Source organism: Lelliottia wanjuensis (assembly GCF_030238365.1).
GTDB classification, from domain to species: Bacteria; Pseudomonadota; Gammaproteobacteria; order Enterobacterales; family Enterobacteriaceae; genus Enterobacter; species Enterobacter wanjuensis.
In genome coordinates, this window is the sequence record NZ_JASSOT010000063.1 from 394111 (window position 1) to 421057 (window position 26947).

General features: G+C 56.5%; 20 protein-coding genes, 3 tRNA genes and 1 pseudogene. 10 read left to right on the forward strand and 14 right to left on the reverse strand.

What is annotated here, in order from left to right; genetic code table 11:
* Positions 1 to 106 precede the first annotated feature (106 nt).
* Both cbl and nac read right to left on the reverse strand, forming a co-directional pair.
* The gene (cbl, locus tag QQF33_RS15775) at positions 107 to 1057 is read right to left on the reverse strand and encodes an HTH-type transcriptional regulator Cbl (RefSeq protein ID WP_282494026.1); all 951 of its coding nucleotides are present in this window, start codon (positions 1055 to 1057) and stop codon (positions 107 to 109) included.
* Positions 1058 to 1153: 96 nt separating this feature from the next.
* Positions 1154 to 2071, reverse strand: coding sequence for a nitrogen assimilation transcriptional regulator NAC (nac, locus tag QQF33_RS15780; protein WP_095282537.1), 918 nt, complete (start codon positions 2069 to 2071; stop codon positions 1154 to 1156).
* A gap of 320 nt (positions 2072 to 2391) precedes the next feature.
* On the opposite strand from nac, the gene QQF33_RS15785 reads away from it, so the two are divergent.
* A tRNA-Asn gene (locus QQF33_RS15785) sits at positions 2392 to 2467 on the forward strand.
* Between the two features lie 92 nt (positions 2468 to 2559).
* On the opposite strand, the gene QQF33_RS15790 is transcribed toward QQF33_RS15785, so the two are convergent.
* Both QQF33_RS15790 and QQF33_RS15795 read right to left on the reverse strand, forming a co-directional pair.
* Entirely contained in the window at positions 2560 to 5256 is a 2697-nt protein-coding gene (locus QQF33_RS15790; RefSeq protein ID WP_282494025.1) for a cation-transporting P-type ATPase, read from the reverse strand.
* A 42-nt stretch (positions 5257 to 5298) separates the two neighbouring features.
* Positions 5299 to 5730 (reverse strand): universal stress protein, encoded by a 432-nt coding sequence (locus tag QQF33_RS15795; RefSeq protein ID WP_285158128.1) that lies wholly within the window; start codon positions 5728 to 5730, stop codon positions 5299 to 5301.
* 537 nt (positions 5731 to 6267) lie between these two features.
* Here QQF33_RS15795 and QQF33_RS15800 point away from each other — a divergent pair.
* From QQF33_RS15800 to QQF33_RS15810, 3 genes are read left to right on the forward strand one after another with little or no spacing between them, the layout of a single operon-like run.
* Positions 6268 to 7353 (forward strand): efflux RND transporter periplasmic adaptor subunit, encoded by a 1086-nt coding sequence (locus tag QQF33_RS15800; RefSeq protein ID WP_285158129.1) that lies wholly within the window; start codon positions 6268 to 6270, stop codon positions 7351 to 7353.
* On the forward strand, positions 7353 to 10415 hold the full coding sequence (locus QQF33_RS15805) for an efflux RND transporter permease subunit (RefSeq protein ID WP_285149391.1): 3063 nt from the start codon (positions 7353 to 7355) through the stop codon (positions 10413 to 10415). Before QQF33_RS15800 ends, QQF33_RS15805 begins: the two co-directional genes overlap by 1 nt.
* A 38-nt stretch (positions 10416 to 10453) precedes the next feature.
* Positions 10454 to 11377: an acyltransferase gene (locus QQF33_RS15810; protein ID WP_285158149.1), complete on the forward strand. Its 924-nt coding sequence runs from the start codon at positions 10454 to 10456 to the stop codon at positions 11375 to 11377.
* A gap of 106 nt (positions 11378 to 11483) precedes the next feature.
* On the opposite strand, the gene pagP is transcribed toward QQF33_RS15810, so the two are convergent.
* The gene (gene pagP / locus QQF33_RS15815) at positions 11484 to 12059 is read right to left on the reverse strand and encodes a lipid IV(A) palmitoyltransferase PagP (protein WP_285158130.1); all 576 of its coding nucleotides are present in this window, start codon (positions 12057 to 12059) and stop codon (positions 11484 to 11486) included.
* Between the two features lie 224 nt (positions 12060 to 12283).
* Here pagP and shiA point away from each other — a divergent pair, with 224 nt between their 5' ends.
* The 3 genes from shiA (at position 12284) to QQF33_RS15830 (ending at position 16922) form a co-directional block, all read left to right on the forward strand.
* Positions 12284 to 13594: a shikimate transporter gene (gene shiA, locus QQF33_RS15820; protein ID WP_285158131.1), complete on the forward strand. Its 1311-nt coding sequence runs from the start codon at positions 12284 to 12286 to the stop codon at positions 13592 to 13594.
* A gap of 79 nt (positions 13595 to 13673) precedes the next feature.
* Positions 13674 to 15128 (forward strand): AMP nucleosidase, encoded by a 1455-nt coding sequence (locus tag QQF33_RS15825; protein ID WP_282494019.1) that lies wholly within the window; start codon positions 13674 to 13676, stop codon positions 15126 to 15128.
* An 18-nt stretch (positions 15129 to 15146) separates the two neighbouring features.
* Positions 15147 to 16922 (forward strand): aminopeptidase P family protein, encoded by a 1776-nt coding sequence (locus tag QQF33_RS15830; RefSeq protein ID WP_285158132.1) that lies wholly within the window; start codon positions 15147 to 15149, stop codon positions 16920 to 16922.
* Positions 16923 to 17029: 107 nt separating this feature from the next.
* Here the strand turns inward: QQF33_RS15830 and QQF33_RS15835 are convergent.
* The 3 genes and pseudogenes from QQF33_RS15835 to QQF33_RS25880 all read right to left on the reverse strand — a co-directional run.
* Positions 17030 to 17105: transfer RNA gene (locus tag QQF33_RS15835), tRNA-Asn, on the reverse strand.
* Between the two features lie 80 nt (positions 17106 to 17185).
* A complete protein-coding gene (locus tag QQF33_RS15840; protein WP_285158133.1) occupies positions 17186 to 18700 on the reverse strand; it encodes an EmmdR/YeeO family multidrug/toxin efflux MATE transporter in 1515 nt (504 codons plus the stop codon).
* Positions 18701 to 18754: 54 nt separating this feature from the next.
* Positions 18755 to 18835: pseudogene (locus tag QQF33_RS25880) on the reverse strand (hypothetical protein); the annotation flags it as partial.
* Between the two features lie 21 nt (positions 18836 to 18856).
* Between QQF33_RS25880 and QQF33_RS15845 the strand changes: the two are divergent.
* A tRNA-Asn gene (locus QQF33_RS15845) sits at positions 18857 to 18932 on the forward strand.
* 304 nt (positions 18933 to 19236) lie between these two features.
* Complete coding sequence (locus tag QQF33_RS15850) at positions 19237 to 20139, forward strand: DMT family transporter (RefSeq protein WP_285158134.1); 903 nt, start codon at positions 19237 to 19239, stop codon at positions 20137 to 20139.
* A 78-nt stretch (positions 20140 to 20217) separates the two neighbouring features.
* Here the strand turns inward: QQF33_RS15850 and QQF33_RS15855 are convergent, their stop codons facing one another.
* The 4 genes from QQF33_RS15855 to dacD all read right to left on the reverse strand — a co-directional run bounded on the left by QQF33_RS15855 (position 20218) and on the right by dacD (position 23638).
* On the reverse strand, positions 20218 to 20553 hold the full coding sequence (locus QQF33_RS15855; RefSeq protein ID WP_095282548.1) for a DUF496 family protein: 336 nt from the start codon (positions 20551 to 20553) through the stop codon (positions 20218 to 20220).
* A gap of 167 nt (positions 20554 to 20720) precedes the next feature.
* The gene (locus tag QQF33_RS15860; protein ID WP_285158135.1) at positions 20721 to 21779 is read right to left on the reverse strand and encodes an FUSC family protein; all 1059 of its coding nucleotides are present in this window, start codon (positions 21777 to 21779) and stop codon (positions 20721 to 20723) included.
* A 98-nt stretch (positions 21780 to 21877) separates the two neighbouring features.
* A complete protein-coding gene (sbmC, locus tag QQF33_RS15865) occupies positions 21878 to 22351 on the reverse strand; it encodes a DNA gyrase inhibitor SbmC (protein WP_285149383.1) in 474 nt (157 codons plus the stop codon).
* Between the two features lie 120 nt (positions 22352 to 22471).
* Positions 22472 to 23638 (reverse strand): serine-type D-Ala-D-Ala carboxypeptidase DacD, encoded by a 1167-nt coding sequence (gene dacD, locus QQF33_RS15870; protein ID WP_285144142.1) that lies wholly within the window; start codon positions 23636 to 23638, stop codon positions 22472 to 22474.
* A gap of 198 nt (positions 23639 to 23836) precedes the next feature.
* Between dacD and sbcB the strand changes: the two genes are divergently transcribed.
* Positions 23837 to 25273: an exodeoxyribonuclease I gene (gene sbcB, locus QQF33_RS15875; protein ID WP_285158136.1), complete on the forward strand. Its 1437-nt coding sequence runs from the start codon at positions 23837 to 23839 to the stop codon at positions 25271 to 25273.
* 64 nt (positions 25274 to 25337) lie between these two features.
* Here sbcB and QQF33_RS15880 read toward each other — a convergent pair whose 3' ends face one another.
* A complete protein-coding gene (locus tag QQF33_RS15880; RefSeq protein ID WP_282494007.1) occupies positions 25338 to 26696 on the reverse strand; it encodes an APC family permease in 1359 nt (452 codons plus the stop codon).
* Positions 26686 to 26748, reverse strand: a complete 63-nt coding sequence (yoeI, locus tag QQF33_RS25795; RefSeq protein ID WP_350315468.1) for a membrane protein YoeI — start codon at positions 26746 to 26748, stop codon at positions 26686 to 26688. The genes QQF33_RS15880 and yoeI overlap by 11 nt, the downstream gene beginning before the upstream one ends.
* Between the last annotated feature and the right edge of the window lie 199 nt (positions 26749 to 26947).

Sequence of the window (26947 nt, forward strand, 5' to 3'; positions counted from 1 at the left end):
TCAATATTTGCAGGGATTATACCTGCAATTGGTCAGGCTGGCTAAGCGCGCCCCAAAACAAAAAGCCTGCACGCGGGCAGGCTTCTGGCTTTCGTCCGTTTAGCGATCAAATCTGGTAATCGATCGCCACCTCTTCTGTCTCCATGACCTGACGCTTGATTTCATCCACCGACAGCCCGGCGTTACAGAGTTCGATAAAGCGCCAGACGTAGTTGCGCTGCAGCTGTCCACGCTTGAGCCCCAGCCAGACGGTGTTGGCATCAAACAGATGACGCGTGTCCAGTCGCACCAAATCGCCCAGCTCACGTTCGCCGCCCGACTGTTCGGCCACCAGCCCGATACCCAGTCCGAGTTCAACGTAAGTTTTGATCACATCCGAATCCTGCGCGCTGAGCACGATATCCGGCGTTAACCCTTTGCGGTTAAAGGCTTCGTCGATGCGTGAACGCCCGGTGATGCCCTGCCGATAGGTGATCAGCGGCCATCTGGCGATATCTTCGAGGGTGAGAGGCGAAACCTGATGGAGAGGATGGTCGACGGGCAACAGCAGGCTGTGGTGCCAGCGGAACCAGGGGAACGCCACCAGCAGCGGGTCATTGCTCAGACGTTCACTGGCGATACCGATATCCGCCCCGCCGTTTTGCAGCAGGACTTCAATCTCCTGCGGGGTGCCCTGAATCAGCTCCAGGCGAACATCCGGGAACAGCTCGCGAAACGCCTTGATCACCGGCGGCAAACTGTAGCGCGCCTGGGTGTGGGTGGTGGCGATGGTCAGCACCCCGGACGCATCGTTGGTGAAGAGATCCGCCAGACGGCGGACGTTGCTGGCTTCGTTGAGGATCCGCTCCGCGATGGTCAGCAGCGCCTTGCCGGGCTCGGTCATCCCCAGCAGACGTTTCCCGCGACGGATGAAAATCTCGATGCCCAGCTCTTCTTCCAGCTCGCGGATGTGGCGGCTGACGCCTGACTGAGAGGTGTAAAGCATGTTGGCGACTTCGGTCAGGTTGTAGTCCCGCCTGGCCGCCTCACGGATAATTTTAAGTTGCTGGAAATTCACGATTCACTCCGGCGCATCTGACATAGCCCTATTGTTAGAGTCAGCAGACCTGCAGAACAAATAATAAAAACCAGCATCTTATTCCTTTATGGAATATCAGCTCACGAGCTGCAGTTCACGATTCTCCAGCGAAGGACGGCTGACCAGCGACATCAGGATCTCTTTCACCGCCTGTGCCTGCGGTGACAGGGAGCCGCGCGCGGACATATTCAGGGACAGCGGCAGGCTCATGGACGGCGTGGTGATCCGCGCCATCCAGCCGTTCGCGGCGCTGCACAGGGAGCGCGCGGCAGATTCCGGCAGCACCGTGACGCCCATTCCGCTGGCAATCGCGGCGGTCAGGGTGGAAATAGAGTCGATCTCGCCGATGATTTTGGCCGTCAGTCGGCGCAGGGAGAAGGCTTCGTCGACGCGCAGACGCACGGCGCTGTAGTCGCGCGGCAGGAACAGATTCATCTCGGCAACCGCCGTTAAATCGATGCTCTGACCCGGACAGTCGCGCGTCCCTACCAGATAGAGATCTTCTTTCAGCAGCGGCTGGCTGGTGATCCCTGCAATCGGCGAGCGATCGTAGAGCACGGCCATATCCAGCTGACCGTTAAGCAGTTTATCGTTCAGCACCGACCCACTGTTTTCATGCAGATAGACCAGCACTTCCGGCAGCTCGGCGCGAACGGCCTGCAGCAGCGGCATGGTAATGGACGAGGCGGCAGTGCCTGGCGCCAGGCCAATCGACACCTGCCCGCTCAGGGTGTGGCCGACGTTGCACACGGCCAGCTGCGCCTGTTCACACTGGCGCAGAATCGTGCGCGCATGGGTATAGAGGATCTTACCGGCTTCGGTTGGCGTGACGCCGCGCTTGGTGCGGATCAACAGCTGCTGGTCCAGTTCACCTTCCAGAGTGGCCACCTGCTGGCTCAGCGCAGGCTGCGCGATATGCAACACTTCCGCGGCCTGGGTCAGGCTACCGATATCGACGATTTTTACGAAGTATTTCAGTCGTCTTAAGTTCATTTTGCCCCCTGTTAAAATACAGTGCCGGTACTGGCGCTCATTGTTAAGAAGGTTTTTGCAATATGGGTGCCAGTTTTTGCAGGAGGACCGATGAGTGCGCTAAGCGGCTGAAAATAAGGAAATCTAATCACTGGAGGCGGTTTGATGACGGAAACAGTGGTTTGCGATCTGCCCCATTAGGGGTATGGCTGCACCAGAAGTGTGCATTTTGTCGGGAAAGAGAGCACTTTGCTGAAATTGTCAGCAAACGATCACAGGAGGTCGATCTCCCCTTTGACAAGCGTTATCGGGGTCGATAATATGCGCCCCGTTCACACGATTCCTCTGTAGTTCAGTCGGTAGAACGGCGGACTGTTAATCCGTATGTCACTGGTTCGAGTCCAGTCAGAGGAGCCAAATTTGAAAAGCCTGCTTTTAAAGCAGGCTTTTTGCTTTTCTGCGTTTGGTAAATTGCCGGGTGGCGGCTTTGCCTTACCCGGCCTACCGTTCTACCCCTTCGCTTCCACCCGCCATCTGCGCGTCAGCGGTTTTTCGATTTCGACAATTAAGAACATCACAAAACCGATAATAAAGGTGATCACCCAGTAGCGGAACGGCAGCGATTCTGTGCCGAACAGCATCTGCATAAACGGCGCGTAGATGATTAAAAGTTGCAGCACCAGCAGAACGCCGGTCACGATCCAGATACCCCGGTTCGCCAGCAGGCCTTTGCTTAATGAGAATCCGTCCGAGACGCGGCAGTTCAGCATGTAGAACCACTGGGCCGTCACCAGCGTCTGCAGCAGCACGGTGCGGATGAACTCCGGCGAATAGCCGCGCGGTTGCAGCCAGGCTTCCAGCACAAAGGCGCTGACGGCGATCATCGACCCGACGAAGATCACACGCCAGATGGCAAACCCGTCCATGACGTGCAGATTCGGGTTGCGCGGCGGGCGTTTCATGATGTTCTTCTCGCCCGCCTCAAACGCCAGGCCGAACGACAGGGTGGCGGAAGTCGCCATGTTCATCCACAGGATCAGCACCGGCGTCAGCGGAATCAGGTTGCCCGCCAGCAGGGCAATAATAATCAGCAGCCCCTGCGCCAGGTTAGTCGGCATGATGAACAGAATGGTTTTTTTCAGGTTATCGTAGACCCGACGGCCTTCGCGAACCGCGCTGGCGATGGTGGCGAAGTTGTCATCCGTGAGCACCATATCCGCCGCCTCTTTCGTCACCTCCGTGCCCTTGATACCCATGGCGATACCGACGTCAGCCTGTTTCAGGGCAGGCGCATCGTTAACGCCATCCCCGGTCATCCCGACCACCTCTTTCTTCGCTTGCAGGGCCTGCACCAGGCGGAATTTATCCTCCGGGCTGGTGCGGGCAAAGATATCAAATTTCTGCGCCGCGTCGCTCAGTTGCTGGTCATCCATCACCTCCAGCTCGCGCCCGGTGATCGCGTTCCCGGCGTTACCGATGCCCAGCATTTTGCCGATACTCATCGCCGTTTGCGGGTGGTCGCCGGTGATCATTTTCACGCGGATGCCCGCCTGCAGGCAGTCGCCGATGGCGGTAATGGCTTCCGGTCGCGGCGGGTCCATCATCCCGGCAATCCCGAGCAGGATCACGCCCTGCTGCAGATCCGGGTGATCGAGCGTGGTTTGATCCACACCGGCCGGTTTCCAGGCCGCCGCCACCATGCGCAACCCTTCACGCGCGTACTCTTCGATCTGCGCTTCCCAGTAGGGCTGGTTGAGCGGCTCAAGGCCATTTTCCGTCTGCTGGTGCTGGCAGAGCCTGAACAGCACGTCCGGCGCGCCGGTAATCAAAATCATCTCCTCATCGCCGATGCGATGCAGGGTCGACATGTATTTGTAGAGGGAATCAAACGGGATTTTGCTGCGCAGCTCCGTCTGCACAGGTGGGAGTGGCACTTTGGCGGCTAAAACTTTCAGCGCCCCTTCCGTCGGCCCGCCGGTAATTTTCCACAGCCCCTGATCGTCTTTCATCAGTTGACTGTCGTTACAGAGATCGATGGTGCGCAGGTAGCGCTCCAGCAGCGAGCCGTGGGCCACCGTCACCGGCGTAGGGTCATCGATGGGATGAATATTCCCGACCGGCTCGTAGCTGTCGCCCTCGACGCGGTAGATTTTATCCGCCGTGATCACCGCTTTGACGGTCATCTCGTTCATGGTCAGGGTGCCGGTTTTATCCGAGCAGATCACCGTCATCGCACCCAGAGTTTCGACCGTCGGCAGTTTGCGGATAATCGCCTTCTGCCGCGCCATCGTCTGCACGCCGAGGGAAAGGATAATCGAGATAATCGCCGGCAGACCTTCCGGGACCGAGGCCACCGCCAGGCTGATGAGCGACAGCATCAGTTCCGACACCGGCATATCGCGGAACAGCAGGCTGAAGACAAACAGCGCGGCCATCATCACCAGGATAATAATGAAGATGGCTTTGCCGAGCTTATCCATCTGCACCAGCAGCGGGGTGCGGTGTTTTTCGATATCGGCCATCATCTGGTTGATATGGCCGAGCTCCGTATCGCCCCCCGTCGCCACGACGATCCCTTTCCCGCCGCCCGAGCTGACGGTAGTGCCGGAGAACAGCAGGTTGGTGCGATCCCCCAGCGGTAACTCCCCTTCCAGCCGCTCGGTGCCTTTTTCCACGACGGTCGATTCCCCCGTCAGGATCGCCTCTTCCACCCGCAGGTTATGGGCTTCGAGCAGTCGCAGGTCGGCGGGAATACGGTCACCCGCGCGGATCACCACGATATCGCCCGGCACCAGCGCGGTGGTCGGGATGGTTTCGTGATTCCCCTGACGCACCACGACAGCCTCACTTGAGAGCATATTGCGGATACTCTGCAGGGATTTCTCAGCGTTGCTCTCCTGAATGTGACCGATCAGGGCGTTGATTACCGCCACGCCGAGGATCACCAGGGTATCCACCCAATGGCCCATCACCGCCGTGAGCAGCGCCGCGGCCAGCAGGACATAGATCAGCACATCATTGAAGTGCGCTAAAAACCGCAACCACGCGGGCTTGCCCGGTTTTTGCGGCAGGGCATTCTCCCCGTACTGCGCGAGACGCGCCGTGGCGTCCGCGCCGGAAATGCCGTCGGCGGAGCTGTTGGTTTGTGCCAGGGTTTCTTCTACGGAGAGCCGGTAAAACGGCTGGCCCGGTTTTTCTGTATTCATTATTTCGTCCTCACGTCCTGCAACGAAAATCGCCCTTTGCCCTTAACGCACAACAAATACCGGCACGTGCGCGTAGCGAACAATATTGGCCGCATCCGAGCCGAGTAAATGGGTCTGAATATTGGGGTTGCGCGAGCCGATAATGATCACGTCCGCCGTCAGCTCGTCGCCGAGTTTTGTCACTTCATCGCGGACGTTGCCGCTGCGGACGTGAAAATGAATGCGATCCTGCGGAAAAGCGTTTTTTTGCGCCAGGGCGGTGAGTTTTTCTTTTGCGTTATTAATCATGTAGTCATCCATTTTCCGCGCGTCGGAGATAAACCCGCGGGTCAGTTCCGGCGAGAATTTGGGGATGACGTGCAGTAAATGAATATCCGCCGAGGAGGATTGCGCGAGGAACTGGGCATGGGCCAGCGCCTTATCGGCCAGGCCGATTTCATAGACATCGACCGGAACCAGAATATTTCTGTACATAGTGAGCATCCTTTTATTACCAATAAGAAAAGTAATGAATAACACTACAGGTCGTGGAACACAGAGGAATAAGCACCACCACCGGGTACGAAGAAATGAAAGGGATGTTATTAAACGTAGCACAGGACTCTCGTTATTTTACTGCCGCGCACTCATTATCTGAATAATCATGGATTAACACCTAAGTACTTTCTCATCTCTCATTCAAAGGCATGAATTCCGCGGGCCTGCCAATTTTAGGCTCGGCTTAACCTTTTCCCACTTCACAGGCTATGCTCATAAAAAGACATTCTGGCTTGCTTAACAATCCACTACCGACGCTGGATGAGCATGCCTGACTCGCTTGCAGGTATTGGAAAGGGAGGAAAGATGTTTGGATATAGCCTGATTCGCCTCGCGTTGTTTATTGCCCTGGCCATAGTGTCCAGCGCCGCCGTGGGATTATTGACTTATCTGGTGGTTTCGGCTCTCGCGGAATAAAACCGTGCAAGGTAAGTGTTCGTAATAAATAGCGTTTTTATTTATTAGGGGAATAGTGTGAATCGTTACGTTGCGCTGATACCAGTTCTTATTCTTTTCATTGCTGCCTGCGATCAAAAAGCGCCAGAAGCCACACCCCAGCCGAGAATGGTGAAAGTCGCCACGGTGACGGACGCAGGCCAGGCGCAGCAGCGCGTGTTTCCCGCCAGAATAGAGTCCGGCGACGCCACCGACCTCTCCTTTAAACGCGGCGGCCAGATTGAAACGCTCGATATTCGCCAGGGCACTCCCGTAAAACAGGGCCAGCAGCTGGCGAGCCTCAACGCGCGGGAAGCTCAGCAGCGCCTGAGAGACAGACAAACCTCCGCCACTCTGGCCCAGCGCCAGTTCGATCGCTTCCAGACGTTGGCCGGACGCCAGGCCATCTCCAAAGCCGAGATGGACGTGCAGCGTGCCACCCGCGATTCCGCCAATGCGGCGTTGAAAATCGCCCAGGAGGAGCTGAGCCAGATGACGCTCACCGCCCCTTTCGCGGGCACGGCGGCCAGCGTGCAGGTGCGCAATCATCAGGTCGTTTCTGCCGGGCAGCCGATTGTGACCCTGACCCGCACCGATCTGCTCGACGTGGTGTTTAGCATTCCGGAGAACCTCTTCAAAACTCTGGATATCCGTAACGCCGACTATCGCCCGGTGGTGAAGATCAATTCGATTCCGGACCGCGAATTTAGCGCGGTATACAAAGAACACACCGGCAGCAGCGACAGCAATACTCTCACCTGGCAGGTGATTTTAACCATGCCGCGTCCGGATGATTTTCCGGCGGTGGGCGGCGTGAGCGGCACGGTGACGGTCAATCTGGCGAATCTCCCGGCGGGCGCGGGGCGCAATGCGCTGGTGGTGCCGGTGGAAGCGGTATTCAATCCGGATAACAGCCCGCGCAACCAGCCGCACGTCTGGGTGGTAAAAGGCGAAGGGGACAATCTGCAGCTGGAAGATCGCCAGGTGACGGTCGGCCAGGTCACCGCTCAGGGGGTGATCATCACCGAGGGTCTGAAAGCCGGAGAGCGCGTCGTCGCGGCGGGCGTTGGCGAATTACACGCCCAGCAGCCGGTACGGATCTGGACGCGTGAGCGAGGTCTGTAATGGATATCTCTCGCCAGTTTATCGACAACCCGATTCGCGTCTGGCTGACGGTGCTGCTCCTCGGCGTCGGCGGGATTTTTGCCCTGCTCAATATTGGCCGACTGGAAGATCCGGCGTTTACCATTAAAACGGCGGTGGTGGTCACCCACTACCCCGGCGCCTCGGCCCAGCAGGTGGAAGAGGAGGTCACGCTGCCGCTGGAAAATGCCCTGCAACAGTTGCCCTACCTCGATAACGTCAGCTCGATCTCCTCCAACGGGCTGTCGCAAATCACCGTGAATATCGCCTCGCGTTACCACTCCAACGAGCTGCCGCAAATCTGGGACGAACTTCGCCGCCGCGTGGGCGACGCGTCGCGCCAGTTTCCACCGGGGGTGGTGACGCCCTTCGTCAATGACGACTTCGGCGATGTGTTTGGTTTTTTCTTTGCCATCTCGGGGGATAATTTTACCAATCCGGAGCTGTCTCAGTATGCCGACCAGCTGCGCCGCGAGCTGGTGCTGATCCCCGGCGTCGGGAAAGTGGCGATTGGCGGCGCGGTGCCGCAGCAGATTAATGTGGATATCAACCTCGCGAAAATGGCAGCGCGCGGGGTCACCCTCGGGCAGATTTCGACGCTGCTGGGGCGGGTGAACAGCGTAGCCAACGCCGGGGAGATCGCCTCCGGGAGCGAATCCATTCGTCTGCACCCGACGGGCGAGTTTGAAAATCTTGATGAACTCGGGGATTTGATTATCACCCCGCCCGGCGTGGGCGCGGCGACGCGTTTGCGGGATATCGCCACCATTTCGCGCGGGCTGACGGTTTCCCCGTCGAGTATTTACCATGCCAACGGTCGTCAGGCCGTGACCATGGGCGTTTCGTTTATTCCGGGCGTGAACGTTATCGACGTGGGCCGCGCGCTGGAGGCCAAACTGCAGCAGATGTCAGCGGAAAAACCGGCGGGGATTAACATCGATCTGTTCTATGACCAGGCAGCCGAAGTGGGCCACTCGGTGAACGGATTTATCATTAACTTCCTGATGGCGCTGGCGATTGTCATCGGCGTGCTGCTGATTTTTATGGGCTTGCGCAGCGGGATTATCATCGCCCTGTCGCTGGCCCTGAACGTGCTGGGCACGCTGCTGATCATGTACCTGTGGGGCATAGAGCTACAGCGCATCTCGCTCGGGGCGTTGATTATCGCCCTGAGTATGCTGGTGGATAATGCGATTGTGATCGTGGAAGGCGTCCTGATCGCCCGGCAGCGCGGCTCCACGCTGATGACGGCGATTAACTACGTCATTCGCCGCTCTGCCCTGCCCCTGCTGGGCGCGACGGTGATCGCGATCCTCGCCTTTGCGCCGATTGGGCTGTCGCAGGATTCGACGGGCGAATACTGTAAATCCCTGTTCCAGGTGCTGCTGATCTCCCTGCTGCTGAGCTGGTTCTCGGCGCTGACCCTCACCCCGGTGATGATCAAATGGTGGCTGTTTAAGGGCCAGCAAACCGCCGACACACCGGCGGAGGTCGATCCCTACAACCGGCGCTTTTACCGTCTGTACCAGAACATGCTCAACGCGCTGCTGGTGCGCAAAACGATCACCCTGGCGCTGATGGCGGTTCTGCTGGCTGGCGCTATCTGGGGCTTCGGCGCGGTCCGGCAAAACTTCTTCCCGTCGTCGAATACGCCGATTTTCTTTGTCGACCTGTGGTTGCCCTATGGGACGGATATCGTCCAGACCGAAAGGATCACCAGCGAGATTGAAAAATCGATCAACGGCCAGCCGGGCGTGGTCACTACCGTCTCGACCATTGGTCAGGGGAGCATGCGTTTTATCCTCACCTACAGCGGCCAGCGGCAGTACAGCAACTACGCGCAAATCATGGTGCGCATGGACGATCAGCGTAACATTGCCCCCCTGACCCGCCACGTCGACGAGGATATTGCCCGCCACTATCCGGAGATTAACGCCAGCACCAAACGGGTGATGTTCGGCCCGTCCGGCGACAGCGCCATTGAAGTGCGCATCAAAGGGCCGGATCCGGATCGGCTACGGCTGATTGCCAGCCAGGTGGATGACATTCTGGCCCGCGATCCGGCGACGGACAGCGTCCGTAATGACTGGCAGAACCGCAGCAAAGTCATCCGCCCGCAGTACGTCGCCGCCTCCGGGCGCGAACTGGGGGTGGATAAACAGGATATCGACAGCGCGCTGGAGATGAATTTCTCCGGCAGCCGCGTCGGGTTGTACCGGGAAGGTTCGGACCTGCTGCCCGTGGTGGTGCGCCCGCCGGAGAGCGAGCGCCAGGATGCCAATCATCTCAACAACGTGCTGGTGTGGAGCCAAAACCGCCAGCAGTACATTCCCCTGAGCAACGTGGTGAGCGGCTTTGCGCTGGAGTGGGAAGATCCGCTGATCCTGCGCCGGGACCGCAGCCGGGTGCTGACGGTGCAGACCGACCCCGACCCGCTCAGTAACGAAACGTCCGGCGATATTCTGGCCCGGGTGAAACCGGAAATTGATGCCCTGCCGCTGCCGCACGGCTACAGCATTGAGTGGGGCGGCGACGCGGAAAACTCCAGCGAGGCGCAGCAGGGCATTTTCACCACCCTGCCGATCGGTTTCCTGGTGATGTTCATCATCACCATCCTGATGTTTAGCTCGGTGAAAAACGCGGTGGCGATCTGGCTGACGGTGCCGCTGGCGCTGATCGGCGTGACGCCGGGCTTTTTACTCACTGGCATTCCGTTTGGTTTTATGGCGCTGATTGGGCTGCTGAGTCTGAGCGGGATGCTCATCCGTAACGGCATCGTGCTGGTGGAAGAGATTGAGCAGCAGAAAGAGCACAAAGCCCAGCATCAGGCGATCGTCGATGCCGCCACCTCGCGCTTGCGCCCTATTCTGCTGACGGCCTTTACCACGGTGCTGGGGCTGGCCCCGCTGCTGCGCGATGTCTTCTTCCAGAGCATGGCGGTGGTGATCATGTTTGGCCTGGGCTTTGCCACTATCTTGACGCTGCTGGTACTTCCGGTTATTTATGCCTGTTTCCACCCCACGGAGAGGGCTGAACCCCAATGAACCCAACCGGGCTGAACATTATTAAAACGCTGGGATGCATGACGGCGGTGACCTTTTTCACTCTGTACCACACCTGGGATCGCTACGATTACGATTATCACTGGATCCTCGGTTTCCTGACCTTTATCTCCACCATCGCCACGCCGCTGTTTTTTGTGGTGGCGGGTTATCTGGACGCTCAGTCGCGGCACGGCTCGCGCTGGCAGCTCGGAAAGATCAAAGCGGTGGTGGTGGTGTTTCTGTTCTGGATGACGGTCTATTACCTGTGGGAGCCGTATCAGCGCGGGTATTTAATCCATCCGTGGTTTGTCTTCACCTTTATCGTGATTTACACCTTCCACCCGCTGATTGAGTGGCTAAGCCAGCGGCGACGTCTGTTTTTCGGCGTGATTTTCGCCCTGCTGGTGTTTGCCTATGGCTATGATTTGCTATCGGCGCTCTATCCCGAAAAGCATCTGCTGTCGCTGGCACCGCAGTATCGGCTCTGGACCTGGCTGCTGTTTTATCTCACCGGTCAGATTTTTTTCGACCCGCTGGTTTCCGCCTGGATCAGCAAAGACAAAGTGGTGAAAGCGGCCATTGCGGCGATTCCGGTGATTTATCTGTTCACCTGGTTTTATGAGCGGCACTTCTTTTTCGCCCTGTTCAAGGCGGATCGCAACGCATTTATTCTGACCGGCTCGCAGATTTACATCCTGATCGTGGCGCTGGTAATTGCCGCCAACGGCGTGCGGTTTCGCAGGAATATCGAATTCAAAGAGGCGATTTTAGCCGCGGTCAGTAAGACGATGACCGGGGTGTATATTTTGCACTATTCGGTGTTTCACCTGCTTACGTCGCTGATCCCCGTGACCTCACTCACCACCAAACTGCTGCTGATTGGGCTGACGTTTGTGGCGTCGGTGCTGATTTCGATGCTGGCGCTGTCGCATTCGACGGTTAAGAAGATCATCACCCTTTGAGACCGTGCGCGCTTCGCCCGGCGGCGCTGCGCTTGCACGGGCCTACAACGGCCAGCTCAAGTAGGCCGGGTAAGGCGCAGCCGCCACCCGGCTTCAGGCTCCGAATTTAAAACCCATACCGCAGCCACGCAAACAGCACGTTGCCGTTGTTATAAGTCCCCGGAATATAGGTGAACTGCACGTTCAGCCGTTTATACCCGGCGGAGAACAGCGGCAAAATGATCGGCAGCGGCACATAGTTCGCAAAATCCTGCCGCGCCGTGATCCCCGCCGTGACGCCAAGCCCGAGGCGGAAATCCTGCGCATTATCCAGATACCAGCCCTTCTCCCAGCCGTAGCCGACAATTGGCTGCCATTCGTTGTGGGAATCTTTAAACATCATCGCGTAGAGAGAGCTCCAGTTCCCCTCTTCGTTATATCGAGAAACCCCAAACCCGCCGCCCCACGGCATTTCGTTGTAGTTATCGGTTTTCTCTTTGTCGTACATAAAGCGCGCATGCCAGCTCAGAAAGGGCAGATAGAGATCGTAGTTTTGCGGCTCATTCCACGTCCGGGAGACATCGTTGGTGAAGTTGTTCCACCAGCCGGTGATGCGCTGTTCCCCGTAAACGCCCGGCTCAGCATATAAAGGGGCCACAAACCACATCAACATAATGAGTAAGGCAATCCGAAGCGCGTGCATAGTTAATCCCTCTGCAAATCGTTATGCGATAACTAATACTGTAATCCCTTTTCTGGAAACCCCGTCGTCGCGTTTCGGAAATTTTACCGTACAGGGCGGATAAAATCATTTTCACCTGCCGCCTGTCGGGGTAGTCTCATGGTTCCCGTCTCCACGGCGGGCACGATGTGAGTAACCTTTTCCCCATACTAATAATGAAAAATACGGTACAGACAGGACTAAAAATGGACTCCACCCTCATCTCCGAACGCCCCAACGAGGAGACACCATCGCTTAATCGCGCCCGACGCGCCGCCCTCGGCAGTTTCGCCGGAGCTGTCGTCGACTGGTATGACTTTCTGCTCTACGGCATCACCGCCGCTCTGGTATTTAACCGCGAATTCTTCCCTCAGGTCAGCCCGGCAATGGGCACCCTCGCCGCGTTTGCCACCTTTGGCGTCGGGTTCCTGTTTCGCCCGCTCGGCGGCGTGATCTTCGGTCATTTCGGCGACAAGCTGGGCCGCAAGCGGATGCTGATGCTCACGGTCTGGATGATGGGCATCGCCACTGCGCTGATCGGTATTTTGCCGTCGTTCGACACCATCGGCTGGTGGGCACCGGTCCTGCTGGTGACCCTGCGAGCCATTCAGGGCTTTGCCGTGGGCGGTGAATGGGGCGGCGCGGCGCTGCTCTCCGTTGAAAGCGCGCCGAAACACAAGAAAGCCTTCTACAGCAGCGGCGTGCAGGTGGGTTACGGCGTCGGCCTGTTGCTCTCCACCGGGCTGGTTTCTCTGATAAGCCAAATGACCACCGACGAGCAGTTCCTGAGCTGGGGCTGGCGCATTCCGTTCCTGTTCAGCATCGTACTGGTGCTGGCCGCCCTGTGGATCCGCAACGGCATGGAAGAGTCCGCCGAGTTTGAAAAGCAGCAGAGCGAGCCACCGGTGGCGAAAAAACGTCTGCCGGTGATGGAAGCCTTGCTCCAGCATCCAGGCGCGTTCCTGAAGATCATCGCTCTGCGCCTGTGCGAGCTGCTGACGATGTATATCGTCACCGCCTTCGCCCTGAACTATTCGACGCAAAACCTCGGCCTGCCGCGTGAGCTTTTTCTGAATATTGGCCTGCTGGTGGGGGGAATTAGCTGTTTCAGTATTCCCTGCTTTGCGTGGCTGGCGGACCGGTTTGGCCGTCGACGCGTCTACATCACCGGGGCGCTGATCGGCAGCCTCAGCGCCTGGCCGTTCTTTATGGCGCTCGAAGCCCAGTCGATGTTCTGGATTGTGTTCTTTGCCATTATGCTCGCCAACATCGCCCATGACATGGTGGTGTGCGTGCAGCAGCCGATGTTTACGGAGATGTTTGGCGCGAGCTATCGCTACAGTGGCGCGGGCGTGGGCTATCAGGTGGCGAGCGTGGTCGGCGGCGGGTTTACGCCGTTTATCGCCGCGGCCTTAGTCACCTTCTCTGGCGGCAACTGGCAGAGCGTGGCGATTTACCTGCTGGCGGGCTGCCTGATCTCCGCCGCCACGGCACTGCTGATGAAAGAGTCCCACTGATGATGTCCTGACTTTTTTTTCACATGTGAGTGACATACTATCGAGTGACGTCGCACATCTGTGGATCAAGGAGACAGACATGAATAATAAGGGCTTAAGCCTGACACCTGCTCAGGCGCTGGAGAAGCTGGAGGCGTTGTACGAGCAATCTGTCAACGCCCTGCGCACCGCCATTAGCGAGTACATTGAAAACGGAACGCTTCCTGATGAAAAGGCCCGACTCGACGGCCTTTTTGTTTATCCCTCGCTCTCGGTAACCTGGGACGGCGGCACCACCAACACACCAAAAACCCGTGCCTACGCCCGCTTTACCCATTCAGGATGCTACTCCACCACCGTTACCCGCCCTTCTCTGTTCCGCCCCTATCTTGAAGAGCAACTGACGCTGCTGTATCAGGATTACGACGCGCATATCGCCGTTGAACCCTCGATGCACGAAATCCCGTACCCGTACGTGATTGACGGTTCGGCGCTGACGCTGGACCGTTCGATGAGTGCCGGGCTGACGCGCCACTTCCCGACCACCGAGCTGTCGCAGATTGGCGATGAGACCGCCGACGGGATTTACCATCCGGCGGAGTTTTCCCCGCTGTCGCACTTCGATGCGCGCCGCGTTGATTTCTCGCTGGCACGACTGCGCCACTACACGGGCACGCCGGTCGAACATTTCCAGCCCTTTGTGCTGTTTACCAACTACACCCGCTACGTGGATGAGTTTGTGCGCTGGGGCTGCAGCCAGATCCTCGATCCGGACAGCCCGTACGTGGCGCTCTCCTGCGCGGGCGGGATCTGGATCACCGCCGAGACCGAAGCGCCTGAGATGGCGATTTCCGATCTGGCGTGGAAAAAACATCAGATGCCAGCCTGGCACCTGATCACCGCCGACGGCCAGGGCATTACGCTGATTAACATCGGCGTCGGCCCGTCGAATGCCAAAACTATCTGCGACCATCTGGCGGTACTGCGCCCGGACGTGTGGCTGATGATCGGCCACTGCGGCGGCCTGCGCGAAAGCCAGCTGATCGGTGATTACGTTCTCGCCCACGCCTATCTGCGCGACGACCACGTGCTCGACGCGGTGCTGCCGCCGGACATCCCGATCCCGAGCATCGCCGAAGTCCAGCGCGCCCTGTACGACGCCACCAAGCAGGTGAGCGGCATGCCGGGCGAAGAGGTTAAACAGCGCCTGCGCACGGGGACGGTGGTCACCACCGACGACCGCAACTGGGAGCTGCGCTACTCTGCGTCGGCCCTGCGTTTTAACCTAAGCCGCGCGGTGGCCATCGATATGGAAAGCGCCACCATTGCCGCCCAGGGCTACCGTTTCCGCGTTCCGTACGGCACGCTGCTGTGCGTTTCGGACAAACCGCTGCACGGCGAGATTAAACTCCCCGGCCAGGCTAACCGCTTCTACGAGGGGGCGATTTCCGAGCATCTGCAGATTGGCATTCGGGCGATCGACTTACTGCGTGCGGAAGGCGACAAGCTGCATTCGCGCAAACTGCGCACCTTTAACGAGCCGCCGTTCCGCTAAAAACAACAAGGAAAAATCATGCACACCACCACACCGCTTACGGCGCTTCGCCAGTGGCTACAGGAAAATAATCTCGACGGGATGATCGTCCCGCGCACCGATGCGTGGCAGAGCGAATACTGCGCGCCCCATTTCGAAAAACTGGCGTGGCTGACCGGCTTTGACGGCTCGGCGGGGCTGGCGCTGGTTCTGAAAGATCGCGCCCTGCTGTTCGTCGACGGACGCTATCAGGTGCAGGCTCGCGTTCAGGTCAACATGGACGATTTTGCCATCCATCATCTGCACAACGAACCGCTGGCCCAGTGGCTTGACGCCAATGCCAGCGCGGGAACGCGTATCGCGTTTGACCCGCTGCTGATGACCCATAACGAGTATCAGCAGTTGGCCGCTACTGCCTGTGAATTCGTGGCCCTCGACGCGTCGCCGTTCGACACCCTCTGGACCGACCGTCCTGCAGCCCCGGCGGGGGTGATCCGCGAGATGCCGGTAGACGTGAGCGGTGAAAGCAGCGCCGATAAACGCCGTCGTGTGGCGCAACTGTTGCAAAGTAACGGCGCGGATTATCTGGCGTTGACCATGCCGGATAACATCGCCTGGCTGCTGAACGTGCGTGGGTCTGATATTCCGACCAGCCCGGTGCCGCTCTCCTTCGCGCTGCTGAGCCGCGAGGGCGACGTCGAATGGTTCGTCGAAGGCGACAAGCTTCGCGAACTGCCGGCCTCTGCCGTGGAAGGGATCGTGATTTCACCGCAGGATGATTTTGTGTCGCGCTGCAAACAGCTCGGCGAAGGCAAACGCGTGTGGCTGGATGCGGATTCCGCACCGGTCGCGCTGCGTTTTGCGATTGAGCCGCAGGGAGAGATCCTCTGGCAGGCCGATCCGGTGACGCTCCTGAAAGCGCATAAAAATCCGGTTGAGCTGGAAGGCTATCGCGAATGCCACCAGCAGGACGGCGCCGCGTGGGTGAACTTCCTCGCGTGGCTGTCCCGTGAAGTGCCGCAGCGCGAGGCTGCAGGCAAGCCGCTGACCGAGCTGGAAGCCCAGGCGCAGCAGCTTAAGTTCCGCGAGCAGCAAAGCGGATTCATCGAGCAGAGCTTCGAGACCATCTCCGCCTCCGCCAGTAACGCCGCGATGTGCCATTACCACTCAAGCGCCGCCTCGAATAAAGCGATCACCAGCGGGCATTTTTATCTGAACGATTCCGGCGGTCAGTATCACAACGGCACCACCGATGCGACCCGTACGCTGGCGTACAGCAAGCTGGATGCGCAGCAGCGCCTGCACTATATCGCGGTGCTGAAAGGCTTCTTATCCCTGATCTCGCTGCAATTCCCGTCGGGTACGCAGGGACATCAGCTCGATGCCTTTGCCCGCCGTCCTCTGTGGGAGCTGGGGCTGGATTACGATCACGGCACCGGGCATGGCGTGGGGCACCAGCTGTTGATCCATGAAAACCCGCAGCGCATTGCCAAGAAAGTAAACCCGTGGCCGCTGAAGGCGGGAAATATCATCACTATCGAGCCGGGCTACTATCAGGCCGACAGTCACGGTATTCGCATTGAGAATCAGGTGGAGATCGTTGAGAGCATGCCGGGCTTCTGCAAGTTTGCCTCCCTGACGCTGATCCCGATTGATTTAAGCCAGGTGGAGCTGCATCTGCTCAGCGAGCAGGAGAAGCAGTGGCTGGATGAGTATCATCAGCAGGTGCGGGAAGTGTTGTCGCCGCTGGTCGAGAGCGATGCGCGTCCGTGGCTCTTTGCAGCCACCGCGCCGATTCGCGTGCAGGCGGGGTAATCCGTACGATTCTGTAGGCCGGGTAAGGCGAAGCCGCCACCCGGCAATTTCCCCAAACGCAGAAAAGCAAAAAGCCCGCTCAGTTTCCTGAGCAGGCTTCTTAAATATGGCTCCTCTGACTGGACTCGAACCAGTGACATACGGATTAACAGTCCGCCGTTCTACCGACTGAACTACAGAGGAATCGTGTGAACGGGGCGCATATTATCGACGCCACCCGGCATTGTCAAAGACAGAATGCACAAAAATGTTCGTTTGCTGCTTTATTCCTCAGTTCGCACACTTGTCAACCGTTCAGGCGCGTCAGGCGCCTCATTTTGGGCTTTGACCCGCGGGTATTTCCACAGCCAGCGACCGCTAACCATACGCCAGTAGAACAGCGCGCCGCGCACCGCCCAGTCGAGGAACATCCCCAGCCAGACGCCCACCACGCCCATCCCGAGCATAATCCCGAGCCCATACCCCGCCACCACGCGACAGCCCCACATGCCGAGCATCGATACCCACATCGCAAAGCGCGCGTCACGCGCCCCTTTGAGCCCCGCAGGAAGCACCCACGACGCCGCCCAGATAGGCATAAACGCGGCGTTCATCCAGATAAGGATTTTGACTACCTCTTTGACGTCGTCCTCATGGGTGTAGAACGAGGCCATCAGCCCCGCGAACGGCGCGGTTCCCCACGCGATAATCGTCAGGCCAATCGTCGACAGCCAGAAAACGTGGCGCAGCTGCCGCTCCGCCTGGGCAATCTGCCCTTTGCCGAGCCGTTTACCGGTGATGATGGTCGACGCCGACCCGAGGGCGTTCCCCGGCAGGTTAATCAGCGAGGCAATAGAGAACGCAATAAAGTTACCGGCGATGACGTCGGTGCCCATTCCGGCGACAAACATCTGCGTGAGCAGTTTCCCGCCGTTGAACAGCACCGACTCAATGCTGGCAGGGATCCCAATCCCCATCACTTCCCAGATAATGGCGAAATTGAACGGGCGGAAGTAGCTCTTTAACGAGAGCTTGAGCGCAGGGTTTACGCCCATCATCAGCACCACGACAATGGCGATCGCGCCGATGTAGCGGGAGATAGTCAGCCCAAGCCCTGCACCGACAAAGCCTAGTCCGTCCCAGGAGAAAAGACCGTAAATCAGAATGCTGCTGATGATGATGTTGAGGATGTTCATCCCACCGTTAATCAGCAAAGGGATTTTAGTGTTGCCCGCACCGCGCAACGCGCCGCTGCCAATAAGGGCGATGGCCGCCGCCGGATAGCTCAGCACCGTCATTTCGAGGTAGGTCAGCGCCAGGTCTTTCACCTCATTGGTTGCCTCCCCCGCCACGATATCGATAATCTCTTGACCGAAATAGTGGATCACCGCCGCCAGAATGATTGAGAAGACAGTCATGATCATCAGGGATTGCCGCGCCGCCTCGCGTGCGCGTTTCGGGTCGAGTTTGCCCAGACTAAAGGCCACCACCACCGTTGTCCCGAGGTCGATAGCGGCAAAGAACGACATCACCACCATATTAAAGCTGTCCGCCAGCCCCACGCCCGCCATCGCCTCTTTGCCCAGCCAGCTCACCAGAAACGTGCTGAGCACGCCCATCAGCAGGACGCAGGTGTTTTCCAGAAAGATAGGCACAGCAAGGGGGGTGATTTCACGCCAGAACAGAACACGATAGCTTTTACGTTTGGCATACCAGGGCGTACGCTTAACGGCCTGGCGCAGAGCGGAAGTGACGTTCAAAATGGACCTTAACGAGAGAAAGTTGAAACTCCATTTCAAATGATGAGGGAGAAACGCTAATCCTGCAAAGTATTTTCCACAAAAAATTGTCGAGAATGACGACAAACTGACGACAGAATCAGCAGTTGAACAACCGAGTGTAAGATCAGGTTTGACAAAAGTTTTTTCGCCGCTAAGATAAGCCTCCTAACCGATTCCTCTGTAGTTCAGTCGGTAGAACGGCGGACTGTTAATCCGTATGTCACTGGTTCGAGTCCAGTCAGAGGAGCCAAATTTGAAAAGCCTGCTTTTAAAGCAGGCTTTTTGCTTTTCTGAGATGGCATTTTCATACCTCCGCCAGTCATCACATAGCATTACGTGCCGGGTTTCGTACATGAGTGATAATCAACGGCTAAAAACGATAACTCACTTTAAACGCAATTAAATTTTAACTTACATAAGGATACAAATAGGGTTTATTCGGCTCTCATCACAAATATAAATTTGTGATAAATGACTCAAAAAAAGCGTTCAAAACCTTCAAAATGGACAGGGCCAACTCTCTTCAGAGATAAGTTGAAATTTAGGGAAGAATTATGCCTTACATCCTGTTGATACTTGCAGCTATTTTTTGGGGTGGAAACTACGTTGCAGGTAGCATTCTCGTTCATTATATCAACCCTTACGCCCTCAGTATTTTTAGATGGGGATTGACCACTGTTTTGATGTTTACATTGTACTGGCGGACCATTGCAAAAGAGTGGTACTTGTTGATGAGTAATATAAAAATAAATGCCATCTACGCACTGCTTGGTCAGATCACCTTCCCACTGACTCTCTATATCGGCCTGCAGTATACAAGCTCATTAAATGCATCTATTTATATCTCGAGTACGCCCTGCCTTGTCCTTTTGATCAATGCCCTGTTTTTTCATGAGAAAATCTCCTGGCGCAATATATTAGGTGTCATCGTAAGTACAGCGGGGGTTATCTATCTTGCTTTTTCGAATGCTCATAGTGGAGGTTTAGCTTCATTTGGTATTGGAGACTTGCTGACCATTATATCCGCGGTAAGTTGGGCCTGTTATTGCGCCTTGCTCAGACTCAAAGATAAGCGCGTTACTAATACAGCTTTCGTTGGCTTCACCTCATTAATAGGAACGATTATATTAGTACCTGTGTATTTTATTTATTGTTACAGCGCAGGTTCACTGACTATGTTCAACCATACGCCTTCACTTTATCCTGTGCTGGGGGCAATCTATCTGGTCATATTCCCCTCCTGGCTTGCCTATGTTTTCTGGAATAAAGGCGTGCAATTGCTCGGGACAACACGAAGTGAGATTTTCACCCATATTATCCCTATCTCTGGCGGACTGCTGAGTATCGTATTACTTAACCAACAGTTCCATTTCTATCATTTTTTAACGTTATTGCTGATTATCTTAGGCATTGTTCTTTGTTCAGGAAGAACGAGCAATAAGGTTCAGAAGGTGTAGCCCTCCCGACTCGCACATAACAGCCCAAAAAAAAGCCCCTCTGCTTTCGCAGAGAGGCCTTATCAATTTTCGCGACAGTTACTCGCTTTTGGCTTCACCGTTCTTGATTTCGCCAATCACTTTCAGTTTTTTGGAGATGTCGCGACGCTCTTTGGACAGCTCAGCATTTTTGATGATGTAGTCGTCTACGCGATCTTCGTAGTCGGTTTTCATGCTGGCGATGATGCCCTGGATAGCTTCAACGCTCATGCCTGGCTTGATGTAGTCGCTCAGGTTATCAAGCAGCAGAACACGTTTCTGGTTGTCACGGATCTTCTTCTCAACGTCCTGGATTTCACGCTGCAGTTTGTTTTTGCGGCGGAACAGGCGGACGAATTCCAGAACATCCTGGAACGAAGGCTTGGTAGTTTCCATTTTGATACCCCTGCTAATGTAAGATTCGGATTCGTTAAGCAACCGCTGTACAGATAACCTTACTGACAGCCGCTGCGAATGACAATGACTATATCGTTTGATCCTATCATAACCCCAATCGCTGCTGAATCGAAGCAGCAGCCGTCACAACAGGCGATGGCTGCTTTTTATTTGCGCAGCGCCCGGCAGATAAGATGCGACAACAGCTCCAGTTGCCTCGCCATTTCCATGCTCAACCATACATAGCCGTGGATGGGCGTTTCCGCCACATTGTCACCCTGATGGTCATTGATCAGCTGCCGCAGTTCTGCCGTGATTTCGTTCAGACGTTCGCTGTTCGCCAGAATCGGCTGCGGGTTCCCCTCATACAGCGCGTGAGCGATGGTCAGCAGCGTTTGCTGCGTCATCTGCTGGGTTTCCTTGAGGGTGTGCGCATTCAGCAGCACGAAGTGGCTGGCGCGGGATGCCCAATGGGCGTTGATTTGCAGTTCGAGCATACACACCAGATTACGGCTGACGGTCTGGATGGCTTCGAAGATGGATTTTTGAATGTGCGTCTCTTTGCTGGCAGGCGCAATAATGCCGCGCATCTTGACGACATCGTTGAGAATTTTTTGCATATGTTTTTCAAGGCGCGGTCGTTCAACCAGATTGGGCGAAAAACCTGCCTGATAGACGCGATTAACGGCGGTGACGTAGTTCGCCATCTGGATGCGCCAGTGCAGGAATGCCCGCTGCGGCCAGATGCCGGTAAACAGCATTGCCAGCAGGGAACCCAGAATTACATCGCCGCTTCGCCACAGGGCTGTCGCCATGTCGCCTGCCGGGGCACCGACGACCACTGAGAGCGTGATCCCAATCAGCAGCGCCTGATACGGTTTTTTACCGAGTGCGAGCCAGCCGCACAGGAACATCGCCCCGGCGCACCACAGCAACATTACGGGAAGAGAAATCAGCTCCAGCTTGAGCGCAATCAGCCCCAGCGCCGAGCCAAAAATAGTGCCGCCTATGCGCTCAAAAGCGCGCGGGACCACGTTTCCCCAGAAAGAGATCGGCCCCATGATCACCACCAACGTGATGAGCGGCCAGGTCCCCTCAGGGATGTGGAACAGCCTCACCAGCAGGAAAGTGAGAATGAACGCCAGCGCGATGCGGCAACCATGCACAGCGCGGTAATTCCGGTACAAACGGATTTCAAAGGGAGTTAATGATTTGTCGGGACGCACACCCGCTCTCCAGCTACACGGCAAACCACAATTGTACTGTGTTTTCTGCCGGACGCATCACGTCCGACAGAAAAACCCTACAAATAACAGGCCCGGACTTAAACGGCCTTATTTTGCACTGCAACGTACATTTCGATATCCCAGTAACCATCTATATTGCCATCATTCAGATAGCGCTCGAAGCAAGGCTTCGGCGCGATCCCGTAGCGGTTGTCCTCAAGGAGACTGTTGAAGAAGCTGTACCAGGGCGTGCCAAAATCATGATTTTCGACACGCGCTACGGCGACGGCGTAGTCCCCTGCCGCGATTTCGGTGAGGATCACCCCTTCGCTATTCGCCGGGATTTGAAAATCTTCTGGCACGGTCACGGCTGTGTCGCAGCGCAGTTTTTCGGCGGGCACTTCATCGGGATTGTCATAATAAACCGCCACCCATTCGAGGGGCTCGATTTTGTTGCCATCGACCCACATCGCCAGTTGCTCAACGCCTTGTTTAACGGTTTGCTCCCACGGGCCAACCAGATGAAAACCGGCAATTTTACGCTTAGGTTGCTGCTTGATGCTGTAGTCCATACTGCCTCCGTTTATTACTGTATATTTATACACTATAAAGCAGATTCGTTATGTCCGGCAAACACGAGATGTTTATTATGCGAGCAGACTCGCAGGAGTGCCAGTCTGCTCTTTTAGGCGTCAGGCTTTGTGATGCAGATAGTCGCTCAGACGGGAGAACAGACCGCCCTTGCCAATCGGCTCGAGGGTCACTAACGGCCAGTGGGCAACGACTTTATCGCGGTCATACAGCTCAATTTCCCCGACGCGCTGATGGGCGGCAATCGGCGCTTCCAGCTCTTTTTTATCGAGCACGTATTTGGCTTTGATATTGGCGACTTCCGCTTTCGGCAGTGCCAGCCAGAAATCCTGATCCGTTCCGAGAGAGATCTGCTCTTTGTCGCCGTACCAGATGCGCTCCGTCCCGACCTGTTTGCCGCTGCGCAGGATCTGCACCGTATCGAAGTTTTGCTGCCCCCAGTGCAGCAGCTTGCGGGCCTGCTCTTCGCGACCTTTCGGGCTGTCTGCCCCCATCACTACCGCGATCAGGCGACGTTGACCATCCACCGCCGAGGCAATCAGGTTAAAGCCCGCCCCGGAGGTGTGCCCGGTCTTGAGCCCGTCAACGTTCATGGTTTTATCCCACAGCAGACCGTTGCGGTTTTGCTGGGTGATACCGTTCCACGTCAGACTCTTTTCGCTGTACATGTGATAGAAATCGGGCTCACCGTGAATGATGGCTCGCGACAGAACGGCCAGATCGTAAGCCGAACTGTGCTGGCCCGGCGCATCCAGCCCATGTACGGTTTCAAAGTGCGTATCGCGCAGGTTTAGCTTTTCAACATAGTCGTTCATCATGCTGACGAACTGCGGCTGACCGCCCGCCACATGGTCCGCCAGGGCCACACAGGCGTCGTTCCCGGAGTCCACAATCAGGCCGCGGCTGAGGTCGCGAACGGTCACGCGATCGCCCGCTTTCAGGAACATCAGCGATGAACCGTCGAACACCGGATTGCCCTTCGCCCACGCATCGCGCCCGACGGTAACGACGTCATCCGGCGTAATACGATGGCTGTCGATCGCGCGATCGACCACATAGCCCGTCATCAGCTTGGTGAGACTGGCCGGATTGCGCTGTTGATGCTCGTTGCCTGCCGTTAAAATTTGACCCGTAGTGTAATCCATCAGCACCCAGGACCCGGCCTGAATGGCCGGCGGCTGCGGCGAGAAGTCCAGGGGATCGGCAGCCAGTGCGGAGGTGATACTCGAAGCGAGTAAAGAAACAGCAATAAACAGACGGCGTTTCAACGATATTTCCTCAGGTCATTTAAAATCGTTGCCCTTTTTACGGAAAATCTCAGTTCGTTACCTGTTTAAATTGCAAAAAAATGTGACGGCGCGCAGAGATTTAGCGGAAGGCAGCGCGCAAAACTGGCGCTGAAAAACGCTTTTTGTTCGGCGTGTCGCCGCCGATCGTTTACCATAGCCAGGTCACTTTTCAACAGGATGGTATTACTGGTGTCTGATTCCGCCGCGCTCCCCACATTTCTCTTCCACGATTACGAAACCTTTGGCACCAGCCCGTCGCTGGACCGACCTTCGCAGTTTGCGGCGATCCGCACCGATGCGGATTTCAATATCATCGGCGAGCCGGAGGTTTTTTACTGTAAGCCTGCCGACGACTATCTGCCCCAGCCCGGCGCAGTGATGGTCACCGGCATTACGCCGCAGGAAGCGCGCGAAAAAGGCGTGAACGAAGCCGAGTTTGCCCGTCGCGTTCACGACCTGTTTACCGTGCCCAATACCTGCGTGGTGGGCTATAACAACATCCGTTTCGATGATGAAGTCACGCGTAATATCCTGTACCGCAATTTCTACGATCCCTACGCCTGGAGCTGGCAGAACCGCAACTCGCGCTGGGATCTGCTCGACGTTATGCGCGCCTGCTACGCTCTGCGCCCTGAGGGAATCACCTGGCCCGAGAATGACGACGGTTTGCCGAGCTTCCGCCTTGAACATCTGACGCGCGCCAACAGCATTGAGCACAGCAACGCCCACGATGCCATGGCGGACGTGTATGCCACTATCGCTATGGCGAAGCTGGTGAAGACCGCTCAGCCAAAACTCTTTGATTATCTGCTCAGCCATCGCAGCAAGCAGAAACTGATGACCCTGATTGACGTCCCGCAGATGAAACCGCTAGTGCATATCTCCGGGATGTTTGGTGCCTGGCGCGGGAATACCAGCTGGGTCGCGCCGCTGGCGTGGCATCCTGACAATCGCAACGCGGTGATCATGGTCGATCTGGCCGGTGATATTTCGCCGCTACTGGAACTCGACAGCGACACCCTGCGCGAGCGTTTGTACACGCCGAAAAACGAGCTGGGCGATAACGCCGCCGTGCCCGTCAAGCTGGTGCATATCAACAAATGCCCGGTGCTGGCGCAGGCGAATACATTGCGTCCGGAAGATGCCGACCGGCTGGGTGTGAATCGTCAGCTTTGCCTCGATAACCTGAAAGTGCTGCGTGAGAATCCGCAGGTGCGCGACAAAGTGGTGGCGATTTTCGCTGAAGCCGAGCCGTTTGTGCCCTCAGATAACGTCGATGCGCAGCTCTATAACGGCTTTTTCAGTGACGCCGACCGCGCCGCTATGAACATCGTGTTGCAGACCGATCCGCAAAATTTACCGGCGCTGGACATCACCTTCGCCGATAAACGGATTGAGAAGCTGATGTTTAACTATCGGGCGCGTAACTTCCCTGGCACCCTCGATGAAGCCGAGCAGGAGCGCTGGCTGCAGCACCGCCGTAACGTCTTTACGCCAGAGTTTTTGCAGCAGTACGCCCAGGAGCTGGAGATGTTGTACACGCAGTATGAAGGCAATGCGGAGAAACAGGCGCTGCTGAAAGCGCTGTATCAGTACGCGCAAGAGATTGTCTGAGGATTGCAGGCATAAAAAAACCGGAGGCATGTGCTCCGGTTTTTTTTGCGTCACTGCTGAGTGATTACGCGATATCTTCGTACTGTGGCACAGGGTTGCGGAAGCTTTTGGTCACGCAAGCCAGGTACACCAGACCGATAGCACCCCAGATCAGGCCCAGAATCATTGAGCTCTCTTCCAGGTTAATCCACAGTGCACCCACCGTCATCGCGCCACACAGTGGCAGGAACAGGTAGTTGAAGTGGTCTTTCAGCGTTTTGTTGCGCTTCTCGCGGATCCAGAACTGAGAGATCACGGAGAGGTTAACAAAGGTAAAGGCCACCAGCGCACCGAAGTTAATCAGCGCCGTCGCTGTTACCAGGTCAAATTTGATCGCCAGCAGAGCAATCGCGCCAACCAGCAGCACGTTCCATGCCGGAGTACGCCATTTCGGATGAATGTAGCCGAAGAAGCGAGTCGGGAACACGCCGTCGCGACCCATCACGTACATCAGACGAGAAACGCCTGCGTGAGCGGCCATTCCGGATGCCAGTACGGTGACGCTGGAGAAAATCAGCACGCCCCACTGGAAGGTTTTGCCTGCCACGTACAGCATGATTTCTGGCTGAGACGCGTCCGGATCTTTAAAGCGAGAGATGTCCGGGAAGTACAGCTGCAGGAAGTAAGAGGCACCAATGAACACCAGGCCGCCCAGCAGCGCAGTCAGCAGAATCGCACGCGGAATCACGCGCTCTGCGTCTTTGGTCTCTTCGGACAGAGAAGAGATACCGTCGAAGCCGAGGAACGAGAAGCACAGGATGGTCGCGCCGGTAATCATCGGCACCACGTGCGCGCCTTCAGACCAGAACGGACGGGTGCTGGTCAGCGTACCTGCGCCTTCACCGTGCGCCACGCCATAGATGATCATCCCGACGATAACCGCCACGATGCCCATCTGCAGAATCACGATCAGGGTGTTGAAGTTGGCCACGGTCTTGATGCTGCGCAGGTTAGAGATGGTCATAAAGGCCACCAGCGCGACAACGAAGATCCACGACGGTACGGAAGGCACCAGCGCTTCGAAGTAAATTTTTGCCAGCAGAATGTTGATCATCGGCATGAACAGGTAGTCCAGCAGAGATGACCAGCCCACCATAAAGCCAACAGCCGGGCTAATGGATTTCTGAGCATAGGTGTACGCTGAGCCTGCGGACGGGAAACGGCGAACCAGTTTACCGTAGCTCAACGCCGTAAAGAGAATAGCGACCAGCGCAAAGGCATACGCCGTTGCAACGTGACCGTCAGTGAGGCCTGAAACGATACCAAACGTATCGAACAGCGTCATCGGCTGCATATAGGCGAGGCCCATCATGACAACCGGAATCAACGTAAGTGTTTTACGTAATTCCACGCGAGAGGTTTTTGGAGTAGCGTTATGCGACACAGGATTTCTCCTTAACGGTGAAAACCGCCGCGTAAGCAAAAGATTGCCCCATTTTCTGGATTCCTCAGCGACAACAACTGTCGGATTTTAGTAAGTATCTATCCGGTACGAAGCCCGGCCTCTTTGTTTTTAAATGGCGTTTGTTACATGCAAAAAAAATAACCGACGCCTTTTATATCGTCGGTTAATCTCATTTTTTTGCAGCGGCGCATTTTGCCCCATCTTTGGCATAAAAGGCAATAGATTCAGAA